General features: G+C 67.3%; 18 protein-coding genes. 2 read left to right on the top strand and 16 right to left on the bottom strand.

The genetic code is table 11. The features are described 5' to 3' along the window. Nucleotides 1–41 precede the first annotated feature (41 nt). A complete protein-coding gene (locus ACFVVM_RS14250) occupies nt 42–392 on the top strand; it encodes a nitroreductase/quinone reductase family protein (RefSeq protein WP_387617476.1) in 351 nt (116 codons plus the stop codon). A gap of 9 nt (nt 393–401) precedes the next feature. On the opposite strand, the gene ACFVVM_RS14255 is transcribed toward ACFVVM_RS14250, so the two are convergent. The 9 genes from ACFVVM_RS14255 to hppD form a co-directional block, all read right to left on the bottom strand. Then, nucleotides 402–1,214 (bottom strand): alpha/beta fold hydrolase, encoded by an 813-nt coding sequence (locus ACFVVM_RS14255; protein WP_387617478.1) that lies wholly within the window; start codon nt 1,212–1,214, stop codon nt 402–404. A gap of 91 nt (nt 1,215–1,305) precedes the next feature. After that, nucleotides 1,306–1,740 carry a hypothetical protein gene (locus ACFVVM_RS14260; protein ID WP_387617480.1) on the bottom strand — a complete coding sequence of 145 codons (435 nt, stop codon included), beginning with the start codon at nt 1,738–1,740 and terminating at the stop codon, nt 1,306–1,308. Between the two features lie 175 nt (nt 1,741–1,915). Beyond that, nucleotides 1,916–3,106, bottom strand: a complete 1,191-nt coding sequence (tuf, locus tag ACFVVM_RS14265) for an elongation factor Tu (protein ID WP_387617482.1) — start codon at nt 3,104–3,106, stop codon at nt 1,916–1,918. A 114-nt stretch (nt 3,107–3,220) separates the two neighbouring features. After that, a complete protein-coding gene (gene fusA, locus ACFVVM_RS14270) occupies nt 3,221–5,323 on the bottom strand; it encodes an elongation factor G (RefSeq protein WP_387617484.1) in 2,103 nt (700 codons plus the stop codon). A gap of 33 nt (nt 5,324–5,356) precedes the next feature. Continuing rightward, nucleotides 5,357–5,827 (bottom strand): 30S ribosomal protein S7, encoded by a 471-nt coding sequence (gene rpsG / locus ACFVVM_RS14275; protein WP_071930488.1) that lies wholly within the window; start codon nt 5,825–5,827, stop codon nt 5,357–5,359. Between the two features lies 1 nt (nt 5,828). Continuing rightward, nucleotides 5,829–6,203, bottom strand: coding sequence for a 30S ribosomal protein S12 (gene rpsL / locus ACFVVM_RS14280; RefSeq protein ID WP_387617487.1), 375 nt, complete (start codon nt 6,201–6,203; stop codon nt 5,829–5,831). 272 nt (nt 6,204–6,475) lie between these two features. Further along, on the bottom strand, nt 6,476–7,030 hold the full coding sequence (locus ACFVVM_RS14285; protein ID WP_387617489.1) for a DUF3558 domain-containing protein: 555 nt from the start codon (nt 7,028–7,030) through the stop codon (nt 6,476–6,478). Beyond that, a complete protein-coding gene (locus ACFVVM_RS14290) occupies nt 7,027–7,554 on the bottom strand; it encodes a DUF3558 domain-containing protein (RefSeq protein WP_387617491.1) in 528 nt (175 codons plus the stop codon). Before ACFVVM_RS14290 ends, ACFVVM_RS14285 begins: the two co-directional genes overlap by 4 nt. A 31-nt stretch (nt 7,555–7,585) precedes the next feature. Then, on the bottom strand, nt 7,586–8,731 hold the full coding sequence (gene hppD / locus ACFVVM_RS14295; RefSeq protein WP_387617493.1) for a 4-hydroxyphenylpyruvate dioxygenase: 1,146 nt from the start codon (nt 8,729–8,731) through the stop codon (nt 7,586–7,588). A 132-nt stretch (nt 8,732–8,863) separates the two neighbouring features. Between hppD and ACFVVM_RS14300 the strand changes: the two genes are divergently transcribed. Beyond that, nucleotides 8,864–9,379, top strand: coding sequence for an Lrp/AsnC family transcriptional regulator (locus ACFVVM_RS14300; protein WP_071930493.1), 516 nt, complete (start codon nt 8,864–8,866; stop codon nt 9,377–9,379). A gap of 4 nt (nt 9,380–9,383) precedes the next feature. Here the strand turns inward: ACFVVM_RS14300 and ACFVVM_RS14305 are convergent, their stop codons facing one another. The 7 genes from ACFVVM_RS14305 to ACFVVM_RS14335 form a co-directional block, all read right to left on the bottom strand. Then, nucleotides 9,384–10,031 (bottom strand): GntR family transcriptional regulator, encoded by a 648-nt coding sequence (locus tag ACFVVM_RS14305; protein WP_387617495.1) that lies wholly within the window; start codon nt 10,029–10,031, stop codon nt 9,384–9,386. A gap of 31 nt (nt 10,032–10,062) precedes the next feature. Further along, the gene (locus tag ACFVVM_RS14310; RefSeq protein WP_387617497.1) at nt 10,063–11,055 is read right to left on the bottom strand and encodes an isopenicillin N synthase family dioxygenase; all 993 of its coding nucleotides are present in this window, start codon (nt 11,053–11,055) and stop codon (nt 10,063–10,065) included. Between the two features lie 12 nt (nt 11,056–11,067). Beyond that, nucleotides 11,068–12,240, bottom strand: coding sequence for a nitrate ABC transporter substrate-binding protein (locus ACFVVM_RS14315; protein ID WP_387617499.1), 1,173 nt, complete (start codon nt 12,238–12,240; stop codon nt 11,068–11,070). A 19-nt stretch (nt 12,241–12,259) separates the two neighbouring features. Continuing rightward, nucleotides 12,260–13,126 carry an ABC transporter permease gene (locus ACFVVM_RS14320; RefSeq protein WP_387617501.1) on the bottom strand — a complete coding sequence of 289 codons (867 nt, stop codon included), beginning with the start codon at nt 13,124–13,126 and terminating at the stop codon, nt 12,260–12,262. After that, nucleotides 13,126–13,920: an ABC transporter ATP-binding protein gene (locus ACFVVM_RS14325; protein WP_387617503.1), complete on the bottom strand. Its 795-nt coding sequence runs from the start codon at nt 13,918–13,920 to the stop codon at nt 13,126–13,128. The genes ACFVVM_RS14320 and ACFVVM_RS14325 overlap by 1 nt, the downstream gene beginning before the upstream one ends. A gap of 112 nt (nt 13,921–14,032) precedes the next feature. Beyond that, a complete protein-coding gene (locus ACFVVM_RS14330; protein WP_387617505.1) occupies nt 14,033–15,346 on the bottom strand; it encodes an amidohydrolase family protein in 1,314 nt (437 codons plus the stop codon). 181 nt (nt 15,347–15,527) lie between these two features. Next, nucleotides 15,528–16,640, bottom strand: a complete 1,113-nt coding sequence (locus ACFVVM_RS14335) for a winged helix DNA-binding domain-containing protein (protein ID WP_387617507.1) — start codon at nt 16,638–16,640, stop codon at nt 15,528–15,530. Nucleotides 16,641–16,647: the final 7 nt, after the last annotated feature.

The raw sequence follows: 16,647 nt of genomic DNA on the forward strand, positions 1-16,647 counted from the left end.
CTCGTTGGGGACGGAATCTCACCACGAGGCAGGGAGTTCTGATGGGGCAGGAATCATTGGCGCGCCGGGGCGTGCGCGGGTTCAACGCGGGAGTGGTCGCGTTGACCGAGGCACCGGTCATCGGGAAGGTGCTCGGCAAGGCGTTCGCTCAGGTGAGCTACGTGGGGCGCAAATCGGGACGCACCTTCAGCACGCCCGTGAACTATCGGCGCCGCGGGGACGAGTACCTCATCGGCGTGGCCATGCCGGACAAGAAGTCGTGGTGGCGCAACTTCCTCGGCGAAGGCGGACCGGTGACCCTGCGGATCGACGGTGCCGACCACGCGGGTCACGCGGTGTCGACCCGGGACGAACGCGGCCGGGTCAGCGTGCGGGTCCGCCTCGACGCCTGAGTCCGGCCGCTACGGCGCGTCGAGGAATTCGGTCACGTCGGGTGCGAACCGGGGGTGCTTGATCGCGCCGAGGTGGTTGGTGTCCGGGTAGACGATCAGGCGGGCGCCGGGGATGCCCTCGGCGGTCTTCTCGAAGGTGGACACCTGGTAGTACTCGTCGCGGTCACCGCCGATCACCAGGGTGGGCGCGGTGATGTCGCCGAGCTGATCGGAGACGTCGAAGGTGTCTTCGGCGCGGACGAAGGCCAGAGTGTCGGCCGGGTTCTTCGGCCGCGCCAACGGGTCGATGACCCAGGCGGCGGCACCGACCAGCTTGGCTTTGAGCGGGGACTCGATGCCGATGGTCAGCATGTGGTGCAGCGAGCGCTTGCCCTCGGCCGCGGCCGTCGCGTACTTCAGCTGTGAGGCGCGGGCTGCCTCTTCGAGGCGGTATCCCGAGGACGCCACCACCAGTCGACGTACCACCGAGGGCTGATCCGCGGCGAGCTGCAGCGCCAGCGAACCACCCGAGGAAATCCCGAGAACGTCCACGGGACCGTCGAATTCGGCGCGCAGACCCACCGCGTGCTCGCGCGCGATGTCCGACATCGTGGTGCCTGCCGCCATCCCCGGCGCGCGATTGACCGCGTACACGCGATAGTGCCGGGCCAGCGGCGCCATCGTCTTGATCTCGGCGCTGCGCAGCCAGCCCTTCGGATTGGTGTGGTCGGGGGTGAACCAGCGCAGGAATACCAGCGGCCGCCCCGACCCGAAGGCCAGATACGGCATCCCCTGCCCGAGCACCCCTTCCTCGACGCCGAGTTCCTTCTCGATGCTGCCCACGCGATTCTCCGATCCGTCCGAATACCTACCCCGGACCGTACCGACCCGCGCGCACCATCGCGATGACCCCGCAGGTCATGGTGCCGCGTCGTCACGAACCACTGCCGCCACCACCGCGCCCGAGACCGCCGCGCTGGATCACCGTCCCGCTCTTGGTCTTGATCTCCACATTGCTGGGCTTGATCGTGGTGCCACCCGACGGCGTCTGGCCGAGCGGTGCGGTGCCGCCGTAGTAGTAGCGGTACTGCGGCCACATGGTGGGCGACCTCGTGCGATAGGAGACGCCGGCCGAGCTGCTGTCGCACTTGCTGTCCGCCACGACCGTCCGGGTACCGTCACGGTCCTCGCGGTAGCACGAGGCCACGACCGGATCGGGATCATTGTTCTTGTCGACGAGGTAGAAACCACCGATCAGCGCCGCGATACCGACGATCGCGATCGCACCCATCTTGAAGGTGTTGTCGCGCTCGTCCTGAGCCGCGGCCTCCTGAATCCGGCGCCGGATCCGTTCGTGCTCGCGATCCACTGACACCACCCCCGTCGCGTCGATCCGCCCCTCATGATGCCATGTCAGGCGCGAGGGCTGGATCGATTGTCGCGAGCAGCGGTTGCGAAATCCTTGTCGCACAACAGGTCCCGGAAACGCCGAACGGCGCCGCTCCCGAAGGAGCGACGCCGTTGCGGTGTCAGTGATTACGAAATCACTTGATGATCTTCGTGACGCGACCGGCGCCGACGGTGCGGCCACCCTCACGGATCGCGAAGCGCAGGCCCTCGTCCATGGCGACCGGCTGGATCAGCTTGACGGACATCTCGGTGTTGTCACCGGGCATGACCATCTCGGTGCCCTCGGGCAGGGTCACAACGCCCGTCACGTCAGTCGTACGGAAGTAGAACTGCGGACGGTAGTTGTTGAAGAACGGGGTGTGGCGGCCACCCTCGTCCTTCGACAGGATGTAGGCCTGACCCTCGAACTCGGTGTGCGGGGTGGTGGTGCCGGGCTTGACGACAACCTGGCCACGCTCGACATCTTCGCGCTTGATGCCACGAACCAGCAGACCGACGTTGTCGCCCGCCTGGCCCTGGTCGAGCAGCTTGCGGAACATCTCGATACCGGTGACCGTGGTCTTGGTCTTGTCCGGACGGATGCCGACGATCTCGACTTCCTCGTTCACGTTGACCACACCGCGCTCGATGCGGCCGGTGACGACGGTGCCACGACCGGTGATCGTGAAGACGTCCTCGACGGGCATCAGGAACGGGAGCTCGGTCTCACGGACCGGGTCCGGGATCGACTCGTCGACGGCCGACATGAGCTCGACGATGGACTCGGCCCACTTCTCGTCGCCCTCGAGGGCCTTCAGGCCGGAGACGCGCACGACGGGGGCATCCTCGTCGAATTCCTGCGAGGCCAGCAGCTCGCGGACCTCCATCTCGACGAGCTCGAGGATTTCCTCGTCGTCGACCATGTCCGACTTGTTCAGCGCGACCAGGATGTAGGGCACGCCGACCTGACGGGCGAGCAGCACGTGCTCGCGGGTCTGCGGCATCGGGCCGTCGGTGGCCGCCACGACCAGGATCGCGCCGTCCATCTGGGCGGCACCGGTGATCATGTTCTTGATGTAGTCGGCGTGGCCCGGGGCGTCGACGTGCGCGTAGTGGCGCTTCTCGGTCTGGTACTCGACGTGGGAGATGTTGATCGTGATACCACGAGCCTTCTCCTCCGGCGCCTTGTCGATCTGATCGAACGCGAACGCGTCGTTCAGATCCGGGAACTTGTCAGCCAGCACCTTGGTGATCGCTGCAGTCAGCGTGGTCTTGCCATGGTCGACGTGACCGATGGTGCCGATGTTGACGTGGGGCTTCGTCCGCTCGAACTTCGCCTTCGCCACTGTTGTCCTCCTGGACTAGTTAGTGCGTGCTTTTTTGCAGCAGTGCGGTTATTAAGGGGGGTCGTGCTGACGCCCGGTTGCCGGGGCCAAGCGTACTTGGCCCCGGCAAGCGAATTACTCGCCGGTCGCCTTGGCGATGATCTCCTTGGACACGTTGGCCGGAACCTCCGCGTACTGGGCGAACACCATGGAGTAGTTCGCGCGACCCTGGGTCTTGGACCGCAGGTCACCGATGTAGCCGAACATCTCCGAGAGCGGAACCAGCGCCTTGACGACACGGGCACCACTGCGTTCCTCCATGGCCTGGATCTGGCCACGGCGGGAGTTGAGGTCGCCGATCACGTCGCCCATGTAATCCTCGGGCGTGATGACCTCGACCGCCATGAGCGGCTCGAGAATCACCGGACCGGCCTTACGGGCCGCTTCCTTGAGGGCCTGCGAACCCGCGATCTTGAACGCCATCTCCGAGGAGTCGACGTCGTGGTACGCGCCGTCGAGCAGGGTGACCTTCAGGTTCACCAGCGGGTAGCCGGCGAGCACGCCGTACTGCATGGCGTCCTGGGCACCCGCGTCGACCGACGGGATGTACTCACGGGGCACACGACCGCCGGAGACCTTGTTCTCGAACTCGTAGGTCGCGCCGTCCTCGCCGACGAACGGCTCGACAGCGATGATGACCTTCGCGAACTGGCCGGAGCCACCCGTCTGCTTCTTGTGGGTGAACTCGAGCTTCTCGACGGTCTTGGTGATCGTCTCGCGGTAGGCCACCTGCGGCTTGCCGACGTTCGCCTCGACCTTGAACTCGCGCTTCATGCGATCCACGAGGATGTCGAGGTGGAGCTCGCCCATGCCGCCGATGACGGTCTGGCCGGTCTCGGCGTCGAGCTTGACCGAGAACGTCGGATCCTCGCGCGCCAGCTTCTGGATCGCGGTGCCGAGCTTCTCCTGGTCGGACTTGGTCTTGGGCTCGATCGAGACCTCGATGACCGGGTCCGGGAACGTCATCGACTCGAGGACGACCTGGTTCTGCGGGTCCGACAGGGTGTCACCGGTGGTGGTGTCCTTCAGACCGATCACGGCGTAGATGTGACCGGCGGAGGCGGTGCCGACCGGGTTCTCCTTGTTGGAGTGCATCTGGAACAGCTTGCCCAGACGCTCCTTCTTGCCCTTGGTCGAGTTGACGACCTGGGCACCGGAGGCCACGGCACCGGAGTACACGCGCACGTAGGTGAGCTCGCCGAAGAACGGGTGCACCGCGATCTTGAACGCCAGGGCCGAGAACGGCTCGTCGACGTTCGGCTTGCGGGTGACCAGCTCTTCTTCCTTGCCCGGGATGTGGCCGGTGGTGGCCTCGACATCCAGGGGGGAGGGCAGGTAGTCGATGACCGCGTCGAGCATGGGCTGCACGCCCTTGTTCTTGAACGCCGAACCACAGAGCACGGGGTAGAGCTCCGAGTTCACGGTCAGCTTGCGGATGGCGCCCTTGATCTCATCGATCGAGAGCTCCTCGCCGCCGAAGAACTTCTCCAGCAGGGCCTCGTCGGACTCCGCGACGGTCTCGAGCAGTTCCTGACGGTACTGCTCGGCCTTGTCCTTGAGGTCGGCCGGGATCTCGATGACCTCGTACTCTTCGCCGAGCTTGGTCTCGCCCTTCCAGACCTTGGCGTTGTTCTCGACGAGGTCGACGATGCCTTCGAAGTCGTTCTCCGCGCCGATCGGCAGCTGGATGACCAGCGGCTTGGCACCGAGACGGTCCTTGATGGTCTGCACGGTGAAGTAGAAATCAGCGCCGAGCTTGTCCATCTTGTTCACGAAGCAGATACGCGGCACGTCGTACTTGTCGGCCTGACGCCACACCTGCTCGGACTGCGGCTCGACACCCTCTTTGCCGTCGAACACCGCGACCGCGCCATCGAGCACGCGCAGCGAACGCTCCACCTCGACGGTGAAGTCGACGTGCCCGGGGGTGTCGATGATGTTGATCTGGTTGTCTTTCCAGAAACAGGTGGTAGCGGCGGAGGTGATCGTGATGCCACGCTCCTGCTCCTGCTCCATCCAGTCCATGGTGGCCGCGCCGTCATGAACCTCACCGATCTTGTACGTGATACCGGTGTAGAAGAGGATGCGTTCGGTTGTGGTGGTCTTGCCCGCATCGATGTGGGCCATGATGCCGATGTTGCGGACCTTGTTCAGGTCGGTGAGCACGTCCTGTGCCACGGAATTCTCCCTTTTGAGTGACGGGCCGGGGACTTACCAGCGGTAGTGCGCGAAGGCCCGGTTCGACTCGGCCATCTTGTGGGTGTCCTCGCGGCGCTTCACCGCGGCACCGAGGCCGTTGCTGGCGTCGAGGAGCTCGTGAGCGAGACGCTCCACCATGGTCTTCTCACGACGCGCGCGGGAGTAGCTGACCAGCCAGCGCAGCGCCAGGGTGTTGGCGCGGCCCGGACGGACCTCGACCGGCACCTGGTAGGTGGCGCCACCGACGCGACGGGGCTTCACCTCGAGGGCGGGCTTGACGTTGTCGAGCGCACGCTTGAGGGTGACGACCGGATCGGTGCCGGTCTTCTCGCGAGCCTGCTCGAGCGCGCCGTAGACGATGCGCTCGGCGGTGGACTTCTTGCCGTCCAGCAGGATCTTGTTGACCAGCTGCGTGACCAGGGGCGACCCGTAGACCGGGTCGTTGATCAGCGGACGCTTGGGTGCGGGGCCCTTGCGTGGCATATCAGCTCTTCTCCTTCTTGGCGCCGTAGCGGCTGCGGGCCTGCTTGCGGTTCTTCACACCCTGGGTGTCGAGCGAGCCACGGATGATCTTGTAGCGCACACCCGGGAGGTCCTTCACACGACCGCCGCGCACGAGCACCATCGAGTGCTCCTGCAGGTTGTGGCCTTCACCGGGGATGTACGCCGTGACCTCGATCGCGCTGGTCAGGCGAACGCGCGCGACCTTACGCAGCGCGGAGTTCGGCTTCTTGGGGGTGGTGGTGTACACGCGAGTGCACACGCCACGACGCTGCGGGCTCCCCTTGAGGGCCGCAGTCTTGGTCTTGGAGACCTTGTCGCGGCGACCCTTGCGGACCAGCTGGTTGATGGTTGGCATAGACCGGCTTTCCTTATTGGTAATGGCGGCTTGATTTGCGGTGTGTTCAGTTCATCGAGCTTTCACCCGCACGTCCGACCGTGTTTCCTTTAACCCGCGGTCGGGCGTGTCGCGCGCAGCTCAGGGCCCTTTTTCTGGGCACGCTGGAACGTATCGGCCGCTTTCGCTGGCCTACGTTCACACGCGAACTTGCCCGTAGCAATCCGGGCACAGCGATCCACGATACGCGCCTGCCCGAACCGGGGTCAAAGTGGGGTCCGAGGTCAAGACTTCTAGCGGGCCAGATCCAAGGTCAGCTCGACCAATTTCTGCGCCCCGGCACACGGGTCCGGATGAGCCGAGCCCGGTCGGTAGTTGATCCACCAGCCGACGACCCCGACATCGGCGGCCGGTGCGGTGACTCCACAGGAGTCGTCGTCACCCGGGCGGCGTACCTGCAGGGCCCTGCGACCCTGCACGGTGATGTCACCGGTGAGGTACCCCAACTTGTCGTTGGTGGTCTTCTCGTTGTTCAGCGTACCCATCTCGTACCAGTTCAGGGTAGCCATGGCGCTCCCACCGGGGGCATCCTCGATGTCCCACATGCAGATGGCGCCGCTGAACGAGGTGAACACCATCTGGGCGTCGCCGACGATCTCGCCGATCTTGTCCGCGGCGACGACCTCGCACTCGCGCAGCAGCTTGTCGAAGTCGGTGTTGATCGCCTCTTCGCCACCGCCGCTGCCCAGCGGCTGGGCGTTGCCCTCGATCTTGGCACCGCAGCCCGCCAGCGTGGCGGTGAGCAGCAGTGCGCCCGCCGCGGCGGCCGCGATCGCGCGCGCGCTCACCCCAGCCGTCCCACGGTCAGCTCGGCCAGCTTCCTGGTCCGGTCGCACGGGTTGCCGCCCATGGCGAACATGCCGGTGGACATGGACCATTCGAAGAAGTCGTCGTCGAGCTGCACGGCGAGATCGCAGACGGTGCCGCGGGGATCGAGCGCCTGGAAACCGGGGCGCCCGCCGACGTCGATCGACTCCGGTGCGCGCCCGACGCTGGACACCCAGGCCTTCTCCCGCTCGATCGGACTGCCCCGGTAGGAGGCGAAGGTGACACTGGGCGAAGACATTCCGGCCGCCTCCCAGTTGCAGCCGGTGGCGTTCTTGTAGACCCGCGCGATCTGGCCGATCCCGGCGAGGTCGCGTACTTCGTCGTCGGTGACGTGTCCGCATTCGCCGACGAACGGGCCGAGCGAGGCGACCTTCGGTGGTGGGCGCATCGAGCCGGTCGGCGAATCGGAGTTCCCCCCCGATCCGCACGACGACAGCACGACAGCAAGGGCCATGCCCGTGATGATCGCCGAGGGGATCCGCATGCCATGAACTGTAGTAGCTGCGCGAACCCGCTCACAGATTGCCGCGGGCCTCCTGCTCGCGCTCGATGGCCTGGAACAGGGCCTTGAAGTTGCCTTTTCCGAAGCCGAGTGATCCGTGCCGCTCGATGAGTTCGAAGAAGACGGTGGGGCGATCGGCCAGCGGGCGGGTGAAGATCTGCAGCAGGTAACCGTCTTCGTCGCGGTCGACCAGGATGCCGCGGCGCTGCAGTTCCTCGACTGGTGCCCGGACATGGCCGATTCGCGCGCGCAGTTCCGGGTCCTCGTAATAGGTGTCGGGGGTGGCCAGGAATTCGACACCCTCGGCGCGCAGCGCGTCGACGGTGGCGATGATGTCGCCGGTGGCCAGCGCGATGTGCTGCACGCCGGGCCCGCGATAGAACTCGAGGTACTCGTCGATCTGAGAGCGCTTGCGGCCCACCGCCGGTTCGTTGAGCGGGAACTTGACCCGGTGGTTGCCGTTGGCGACGACCTTGCTCATCAGCGCGGAGTACTCGGTGGCGATGTCGTCGCCGACGAATTCGGCCATGTTCGTGAATCCCATGACGTTGCGGTAGAACTCGACCCAGCGGTCCATCATGCCGAGTTCCACATTGCCGACCACGTGGTCGATCGCCTGGAACAGCCTGCCGTGGCGCGGTTCCCGGGTCGACGTGCGCGCGACGTAACCGGGGAGATAGGGACCGGCGTAGGCCGAGCGGTCGATCAGCGTGTGCCTGGTCTCGCCGTAGATCGCCAGCGCCGCGGAGCGGACCGTGCCGAATTCGTCGCTCTCGTCGTGGGGTTCGGTCAGGACGGTCGCGCCGTGCGTGCGGGCCCAGGCGATGCAGCGATCCACATCGGGCACCTCGAGGGCGATGTCGACGATGCCGTCGCCGTGACGGTCGTGATGGGCGACGAGCGGACTGTCGGGATCGACCGCGCCCTTGACGACGAACCGCGCTCCCCCGCTGCGCAACACGAACGCCTTGTGGTCGCGGTTGCCGGTCTCGGGCCCGGAGTAGGCCTCTAGCCGCATCCCGAACGCGGACTGCAGGAAGTGCGCGCTCTGGGTCGCGTTGCCGACGACCCACACCAGCGCGTCCCACCCGGTCACCGGAAACGGATCCACACTGTCGTCGTGCTCGATCAGCCCGACGAGCTGCTGCTCAATGGTCATGACCAAGGAAATCTCGCCGGGCCGCACCTGAGCAACAACACCAGCACAGCCTGGACAGGCTGCCTCGAGTTGCTACCTTTCCCGGCCTGATGATGGACAATTTGAATAGCACCCGAGCACGGAGGTCTGTCGATGCGAACGCCCGCCAAACTGGACGAGCTCGATCTGGCGATCCTGACCGCGATGCACGAGTTCCAGAAGGCCGGAATCCTCGAGCTCTCGCGCCGGACGAAGGTGGCGCGCGCGACCGTGCAGGCGCGGATCAACCGGATGGAGGAGGCGGGGGTGATCGCCTCCTACGACCCGCAGCTCGATGTCACCGCGGCCGGTTTCGATGTGCAGGCGTTCGTCACCCTGGAGATCGCGCAGGGCGCGCTGGACACCGTCAGCGCCGAGCTCGCCGCGATTCCGGGCGTGCTGGAGGCGTACGCGACCACCGGCTCCGGTGACGTGCTGTGCCGCATCGGCGCCGATTCGCACGCCGGACTCCAGGCCGTGCTGCTCAGCATCGATCGGACCGGCTCGGTGGTGCGCTCGCACAGCGTGATCGTGCTGTCGACGGTGGTCGCCCGGCGGACCATGCCGCTGCTGCGCACGCTGACCCCGGCGGGCACGGCCAAGGCGCCCGCCTACCGGGATCAGCGCTGAGCCGTCACTGCCGCGCGAGGCGGGTCAGCAGGCCCTGGACGTGGGCCTCGGCCGCCGCGCGTGCCGATTCCGGGTGTCCGGATTCGAGGGCTTCGACGATGCGCCGGTGTTCGCGCAGGGCCACGCGGCGGTTACGGGCCGAGCACCACAGGTCGCCGCGGTAGAGGTGGGCCTGGGCTTCGAGGCGGGCCAGTTCGTCGACGACGCAGGCGTTGCCGGAGGCGTCGCGGATGAAGGTGTGGAACTCGATGTCGAGCTGGGCGTCGCGGGTGGCGTCGGTGCTGTCGTCGAGATTGGCTTCCTGGGCGGCGATGATGGCGCCGAGCTTGTCGAGGTCGGCTTCGGTGAGCCGGGTGGCGGCCGCGGCGGCGGCCAGGCCGTCGAGGGCGGCGCGGACCGCGAGGACGTCGCGGATCCGGTCGTCGTCGACGGCAGCCACCTTGGCGCCCGCGTGCGGCGCGCTCACCGCGAGCCCCTCGTAGATCAGCTGCTGCACCGCCTCGCGGACGGGACTGCGGCTGACCCCGAGCTTGGTCGCCAGCGCGGGCACGCTGAGCGGCTGGCCCGGGGTCAGCTCACCGGAGAGGACCATCTGCCTGATCTGCCGGTGAACCGACTGGCCGAGCAGCGAGGAGGTGCTGTCCACGGTCATCGCAGTGTCCTTTCCGGGGTTGACGGGGTAATTATCCCTGCGGCTGGTAGTTGGCCTGCACGCGCTGGGTCAGGAAGTCCGCCGCGGTGACGGGCGGGTACTTGCCCGCGGGTCCCTGAATGATCGCGTCGCGGTCGGCCTGGGCGAAGTAGGCGATGCTGTAGCGCTCGCCCTGGTACTCGCCCTCGCCGGGGCTGCGGACACGGTGGAAGTTCGACGGCAGCAGGTCATCGCTCCAGCGGGTCAGCATGTCACCGATGTTGCAGGTGATCAGGCTCGACGACGGGGTGATGGAGGTCCATTCCTGTTCTTCCATCTCCTTGCCGGGGCACACCTGCAGGCCGCCCTGACCGTCGCGCTGGAACAGCAGGGTCAGGCAGTCGAAGTCGGTGTGCGCGCCGGCCCGCCAGCGGCCGGGGACGCCGCGCAGTTCCTCGGGGACGGCGAAGTAGTGCAGCAGTCGCAGTGCGCTCTGGTAGTTCGGCGACTCGGGATCGTGTGCGGCGGTGAAGTGTTCGCGCGGCAGGCCGAGCCGGTCGGCGAAGCAGGACAGCACCCGCATCGCCACCTCCCACGCCCGGTGCTCGAAATCGAGGACACGGGAACGGAATCCGGCCAGTTCGGTCTCGCTGGGCCAGAGCTGGTCCATGTGCGGCCGGGTGACCTGATAGGACTCCTTCTGATCCGGCACGCCGATGGACGGGCGCACCTGGCTCAGCGATTCCCAGCCCGCGTTGTTCTTCTTGACCAGCGGGTACTGGCCCTTCACCTCCTCGGGCAGGGCGAAGAAATCGGCTGTCGTGCCGAACATTCCGTCGATCAGGTCCTGCGGGATGCCGTGGCCGGAGAGCTGGAAGAAGCCGATCTCGGTGGCGGCGGCCCACAGCTGGTCGGTGATCTCGGCGCGGCGGGCGTCGAAGTCGGTCAGGTCGATGACGCGGATCTCGCGGTCGTCGGTTTCCCTACCGAGTCCGCCCATCTGCTTCTCACGCGAGACTTCCGACAGGTCGTAGCTGGCGGTCATGGTTGTGACTCCTTATCCGGTGACGGAGATGGCGGGATCGAGGAATTCCTTGGTGACCAGGTCCCCGGCGGTCAGCCCGGCGGGCACATCGGCGCCGCCGGTCCGCAGGATGGGTCCGAATTCGTCGATGATGCGCTGGACGCGGGCCTCGTCGAAACTGCCGAGGACGCCGTCGGTGTCGTTGCCGATCAGGCCGCCGTCGATGAGGGCCTTCGAGCCGAAGGTGGCCAGTTCGGCGCTGTAGGGGTTGAGCTTGGGGTTCTGCGAGACCACATCCACGACCACGTCGTTGACGTGGGACGGATCGGCCTCGAACTGCGCGGTGGCCGCCTGGATCATCGGCACCAGTTTCCGCAGGCAGGGCCGCAGTTCGTCGAGCTTGTCGGCGCGCACGTTGACCGTGCGGGCATAGCCCTCGTAGCCGACGTCCTTGAGCAGCTGGTAGCTCACCGGCTTGTTCCAGGCGCGCACTTCGTGCTCGTAGGTGAACGGTTCGGCGTTGGCGAAGCCCTGCTGGGCGAAGGACGGATCGGTGACGAACCGCGACGGCGAGTTGTCGTAGGAGGCGTCGATCTGCTCGGGCTTCACCAGCCCGCGGGCAACCAGCCAATCCGGGTACAGCTGCCCCTTGGAGACCACGATCGGCTTGCCCGACTTGCCGATGTCGGCGATGCCCTGCCAGCCGGGATTGGTGCCCGGATCCCACATCAGCATCTGCGGGCTGTTGCGCAGCAGGGTGGTGACGGCGACGATCGGCTGCTGCCCGGCCGCGGCGATGGCGTGCTCGGAGTGGGCCAGGCCGAGGGTGATGGACTGATCGACGTACATCTGCGAGGGCACCGTCTGGAAGCCGATAGCGGGACCGCCCGCACGGATCTCCAGCTTGACGCCGGTGTCCTTGCCGTCGGCGACGAGCGGACCGGTGATCTTGTTGTTGTCGGCGTCGACCTGGTAGCCGGGGCCGAGCAGGCCGAAGATCGGCCCGGAATCGGTTTCGGGCGCCCACTGCAACTGCACGACAACGGTACTCGGGCAGTCGGCGGCGAGCTGCTGCTCGGCGGGGGCGGGTTCGAGGGCGACGGCGGCGGTCTCGGTGCTGTCGCCGGAACAGGCCGCGGCGGTGCCTGCCAGCACGACGGCGAGCGCGGCGATACCGATGCGGCGCACGGGAAGTGACTTCTTCATGGGTGATCCTCTGGGCGAGCTAGTTGGCCGAGTTGTGCCAGCGACCGACGCTGACCTTCTGCACCACGGTGAATACGGTGAACACGAGCACGCCGAACAGCGCGGCCAGTAGCAGCGCGCCGATCAGGTCCTCCGATTGCAGGCGGGCGCGGTAGGTGTCGAGCAGGGTGCCGATACCGGGTTTGCCCTGCGCGAAGAACATGTCGCCGATGATGGCGCCGGTGACCGAGAGCCCGGCGGCGGTGCGCAAACCGGTCAGGGTCGAGGGCAGCGCGGCGGGCAGTTGCAGCGACCAGAGCCTGCGCACGCGCCCGGCCCGGCCGAGGGTGAACAGTTCCTGCAGATTGGCGTCGACGGATTTGATGCCGAACAGCGTCATCGCGATGATCGGGTGGATGGCGATCAGCACGCACACGGTGGTGCGGGCGGCGAAGCCGTAGCCGAGCCACAGGCCGATGAGTGGTACCACCGCGAGCACCGGAATCGCCTGCAGCACCACGGCATACGGGTAGACGACGTTCTCGATCGGCTTGGCCTGGCTCATCAGCACCGCGATGGCGACACCGAGCACGGCCGAGAGCAGCAGGCCGGTGATCGCGACCCTGGCGGTGACGCCGAGCGCTTCGAGCATCACCCCGAGTTTGGCGGGGTCGGCCAGCGATTCGCTGAACACCACGTGCGGCGGCGGCAACAGGAACCGGCGGCTCTCGCTGAGCACCAGCATCGACACCGCGTACCAGGCCGCGAGGGCCAGGGTGATCGAAACAATCGGCGCGACAAGGGAACTGCCGAACTTGCGCAACTGGGCGACGGGCAGCGGCGCCTTCGGCCGGGGTTCGGCGGGAGCGGAGGCAGGGGCGGCGGGGCGGGCCACGATACTGACCATCAGGCAGCCTCTTTCAACGAGCGCGAGGTTCGCGAGACGAGTTCGGTGAAGGCGGGTTCGAAGCGCAGCTCCCGTTCCCGCGGGTAGGGCAGGTCGACGTCGATCACCTCGTGGATGCGGCCCGGACGCGCCGACATCACCACCACGCGGGAGGCGAGGAACACCGCCTCCGACACCGAGTGGGTGATGAACAGCGCGGTGAAGGCGTTGTCGCGGTAGAGGCGAAGCAGCTCTTCCTGCATGTTCAGCCTGGTCATCTCGTCGAGCGCGCCGAACGGCTCGTCGAGCAGCATCAGCCGCGGTTCCAGCGACAGCGCCCTGGCCAGCGAGACGCGCATGCGCATGCCGCCGGAGAGCTGGTTGGGCAGTTTGTTCGCGAAATCGGCCAGGCCGACGGCCTCGATGGCCCGGTCGACCCGCGCGCGGCGCACCGCCCGGTCGACCCCGGCCAGTTCGGCCGAGAGTTCCACATTGCGGCGCACCTTGCGCCAGGGCAGCAGGGTGGCCTCCTGGAAGATGAAGCCGATCGAGTTCGTGCGCACCGCGACGGCCCCGTCGGTCACCGGCTCGAGTCCGGCGGCCAGGCGCAGCAGCGTGGACTTGCCGCAGCCGGACGGGCCGACCACCGCGACGAACTCGCCTTCGCGGATGTCGAGGTCGATGTCGGTCAGGGCCAGCGTGCCCTCGGCATCGCCGTGACCGCCGAAGCGCTTGCTCACCCCGGCGAAGGAGACCTCCAGGCCGGAGAGCAGCGTCCGCGCGTCGGCGTCGTTCACCGTGTCGTAGAGCGTCACCGTGATCACCTTCTCCTGCGGTATGTCGATGTTGCGTGCAACTTCTGATTGCGTTCAGTCTGTACTGAGTGGATTACATGCAATGTGTTGTTCGTTTCTGGCGCATTAACAATCAGCGCATGCGGATCAGGCGTTGCGCGAGATCGTGGGCGTCGACTCGGGTGCTGGCGCCGTCACGGATCACGGCCTCGCCGTCGACCCACACGGTGTCGATGACGCGCGGCGACGCGGCGGTGAGCAGGGTGGCGCTGGGGTCGAGGACGGGCAGGCAGGCGAAGTCGCGGTCGAAGCGGACCAGGGTGAGGTCGGCGCGGTCGCCGATCGCGATGCCGGTGTGCGCGGGGCGGCCAAGGACCCGGCCTGCGGCGCCGGTGGCCATGCGCAACATGGCGTCGAAGCCGAGCAGGTCGGCCTGCTTGTTGGCCGCACGCTGCAGGTATGCGCCGAAGCGCAAGGCCAGCAGCATGTCCTGGGTGTCGTTGCTGGCCGCGCCGTCGACGCCGAGGGTGACGTCGATGCCGGCGGCGAGCATCTCCGGGATCGGGGCGACGCCGCTGCCGAGGCGCATGTTGGAGACCGGGTTGTAGGAGACGGCGACACCGCGCTCGGCGAAGACCTTGCGGCCGTGTGCGTCGAGGTTCACGCAGTGCACCGCCAGGGTGCGGTCCCAGAGGAAGCCGCTGGCGTCGAGGTAGTCGACGGCCGAGGCGCCTGCATGCAATCGGCACATGTCGTCGTCGGTGGTGGTCTCGAGTACATGTATCGATACCGTCTTGCCGGTGGCCTTCGCGTACTCGCGGGTGGTCGCCATGCCCTCAGGGGTGAGGCAGCGCGGGTTCGGAACCGCGAGGGCGGTCGTGATGCGGGTGCCGAGCAGTTGCTTGTCGAGCTCGTCGACGTGGGCCAGCGCCTCGCCCAGGGGCTGCATGAGGCGTGGATCGAGCCCCCATTTGCGGGTGATGTCGGCGCGGTCGGCGATGCCGCGGCCGAGCACGACGCGAATGCCGAGTTCGTCCAGGGCACGGATCATCGCCTGGTGGACCTCGTCGGACGGGCTGGGCCACATGTGCTCGACCACCGTGGTGACGCCGCTGCGCAACAGCTCGAGACCACCGGCCAGCGCCGAGAGATAGGTCTGCTCCGGGGTGGCGGCCACCGTGCGCTCGCCGACGCAGCGCAACCACTCCAGCAGCGGCAGGCCCTCGCCGATGCCCCGCAGCACGGCCTGCTGCAGGTGGGTGTGGGTGTTGACGAAGCCGGGCAGCAGATAGCCGCTGCCGCCGTCGAACCGCGGCAGATCAGCGTGTTCGGGACCGGCTGACAGGGCGACGACCACACCGTCGCGGACGACGACCTCGCCGGGCGCCCAGCCCTGCTCGGTGTAGATGGTGACATCGGTGATGACGACGGACGCGGGGGTTCCCATGCGCGCACCTCTTTCGGGATGCGGCTGGTTCGCCCGCCGGATTCAGCGCGGCACGTCGTCCGTTGCAGCCATGAACGTCGTGGGATCGACGATAGGAAGCCGGTGTTGCTTCGACGTTAAAGCCGTGTCACGGGGAGGTCAGCGCCGGAAAGCCGGTCTCGGCGCGATACGGAACGCCGGGTCACGGGCGCAGGTCGGCGCCCGGGGCGAGGATCTCGACGCGGGGCTCGGACTCCGGTTCCAGGAAGGTCAGCAGGGCGGAGGCTTCCGATTCCACTTGCGCGGCTTCGGTTTTCGTCCAGGCACGGCCGGGGCTGATGCGCAGCCGGGCGGCGCCGGACTTCACGAAGACCTTGTACAGACCGGCGACGAATCCGTCGATGAGCACCGGCGAGGTCATGGTGGTCGCGGCGCGCGGCGGGGGTGTGTCGAGCTCGGCGACGATGCGCGAGCGGTCCTGGTGGGAGAGCAGGGCGTTGTCGTACCAGCCGAGCAGGCGCACGGGCGCGGGCCGATCGGGGTCGGCGAGTTCCAGGTCGGCGGCGTCGTAGAGGGTGCGGCCGCGCTCGTCGGTGTAGGTGCGGACGCGATCACCCAGCTCGGCGACGGCCTTCTTCATCGCGGGCAGGCGCGACCAGGTCTGCATGTCCATGGTGGAGGCCGGGCCGAAGGCACGCAGGTAGCGCAGGATGAGTTCCGCGACCGGGTAGGTCGGGTCGAGTGGGGCGCCCAACCACGGCTCCACCCGGGACCAGACCGGCCTGCTGTTGTCACGCCAGCGGCCGCGCGGTGGGGTCTGCAGGACCGGGAGCAGGTACAGCCAGGTCGACACGACATGGCCGGGATCGCGGTCGGGGTAGCGCTTTTCGGCCTCGACGCGCAGGTCGGCGGTCGACATCGGCTCGTCGCCGAGGACGGCCTCCCCGTGCGCGCGCACCTCGTCGGGGTCGAGGCCGACCATCGCGCCGTAGTTGAAGCCCTTGCGGAAGGGCACCTTCTCCAGTTCCGGCTGGATGTGCGGGGCGATGCGCAGCGCGTCGGGTGGGGTGACCAGATGAATCGTGCCGCGCATCAGGGTGATTCGGACCAGGGTGCGGTCGTCGAGACCGGTCGTGACCGTGGCCGGGTCGAAGTTCTCGATGCGGCTCCACAGGCCGACGAACGGCGGTGGCACGTCCTGGGCCTGCAGGCCGATCAGGTGCTCGCACATCTGCGCGGTGGTCAGCGTCGAGCGCTCGAGCAGGTGCTGGCGCGCGAGCAGAGTCCGGTTCAGCACCCGGTTCGACAGCGGCATGCGGCTC

Source organism: Nocardia sp. NPDC058176 (genome assembly GCF_042883805.1).
Classification (GTDB): Bacteria; Actinomycetota; Actinomycetes; order Mycobacteriales; family Mycobacteriaceae; genus Nocardia.

Excerpts from the sequence above, each read along its gene's own strand:
- ACFVVM_RS14310 (WP_387617497.1), bottom strand. The coding sequence starts at position 11,055 with ATGACCGCCAGCTACGACCTGTCGGAAGTCTCGCGTGAGAAGCAGATG.
- ACFVVM_RS14330 (WP_387617505.1), bottom strand. The coding sequence starts at position 15,346 with ATGGGAACCCCCGCGTCCGTCGTCATCACCGATGTCACCATCTACACC.
- ACFVVM_RS14320 (WP_387617501.1), bottom strand. The coding sequence starts at position 13,126 with ATGGTCAGTATCGTGGCCCGCCCCGCCGCCCCTGCCTCCGCTCCCGCC.
- ACFVVM_RS14290 (WP_387617491.1), bottom strand. The coding sequence starts at position 7,554 with ATGCGGATCCCCTCGGCGATCATCACGGGCATGGCCCTTGCTGTCGTG.
- ACFVVM_RS14305 (WP_387617495.1), bottom strand. The coding sequence starts at position 10,031 with ATGACCGTGGACAGCACCTCCTCGCTGCTCGGCCAGTCGGTTCACCGG.
- rpsL (WP_387617487.1), bottom strand. The coding sequence starts at position 6,203 with ATGCCAACCATCAACCAGCTGGTCCGCAAGGGTCGCCGCGACAAGGTC.
- hppD (WP_387617493.1), bottom strand. The coding sequence starts at position 8,731 with ATGACCATTGAGCAGCAGCTCGTCGGGCTGATCGAGCACGACGACAGT.
- rpsG (WP_071930488.1), bottom strand. The coding sequence starts at position 5,827 with ATGCCACGCAAGGGCCCCGCACCCAAGCGTCCGCTGATCAACGACCCG.
- ACFVVM_RS14315 (WP_387617499.1), bottom strand. The coding sequence starts at position 12,240 with ATGAAGAAGTCACTTCCCGTGCGCCGCATCGGTATCGCCGCGCTCGCC.
- ACFVVM_RS14250 (WP_387617476.1), top strand. The coding sequence starts at position 42 with ATGGGGCAGGAATCATTGGCGCGCCGGGGCGTGCGCGGGTTCAACGCG.
- ACFVVM_RS14335 (WP_387617507.1), bottom strand. The coding sequence starts at position 16,640 with ATGCCGCTGTCGAACCGGGTGCTGAACCGGACTCTGCTCGCGCGCCAG.
- ACFVVM_RS14300 (WP_071930493.1), top strand. The coding sequence starts at position 8,864 with ATGCGAACGCCCGCCAAACTGGACGAGCTCGATCTGGCGATCCTGACC.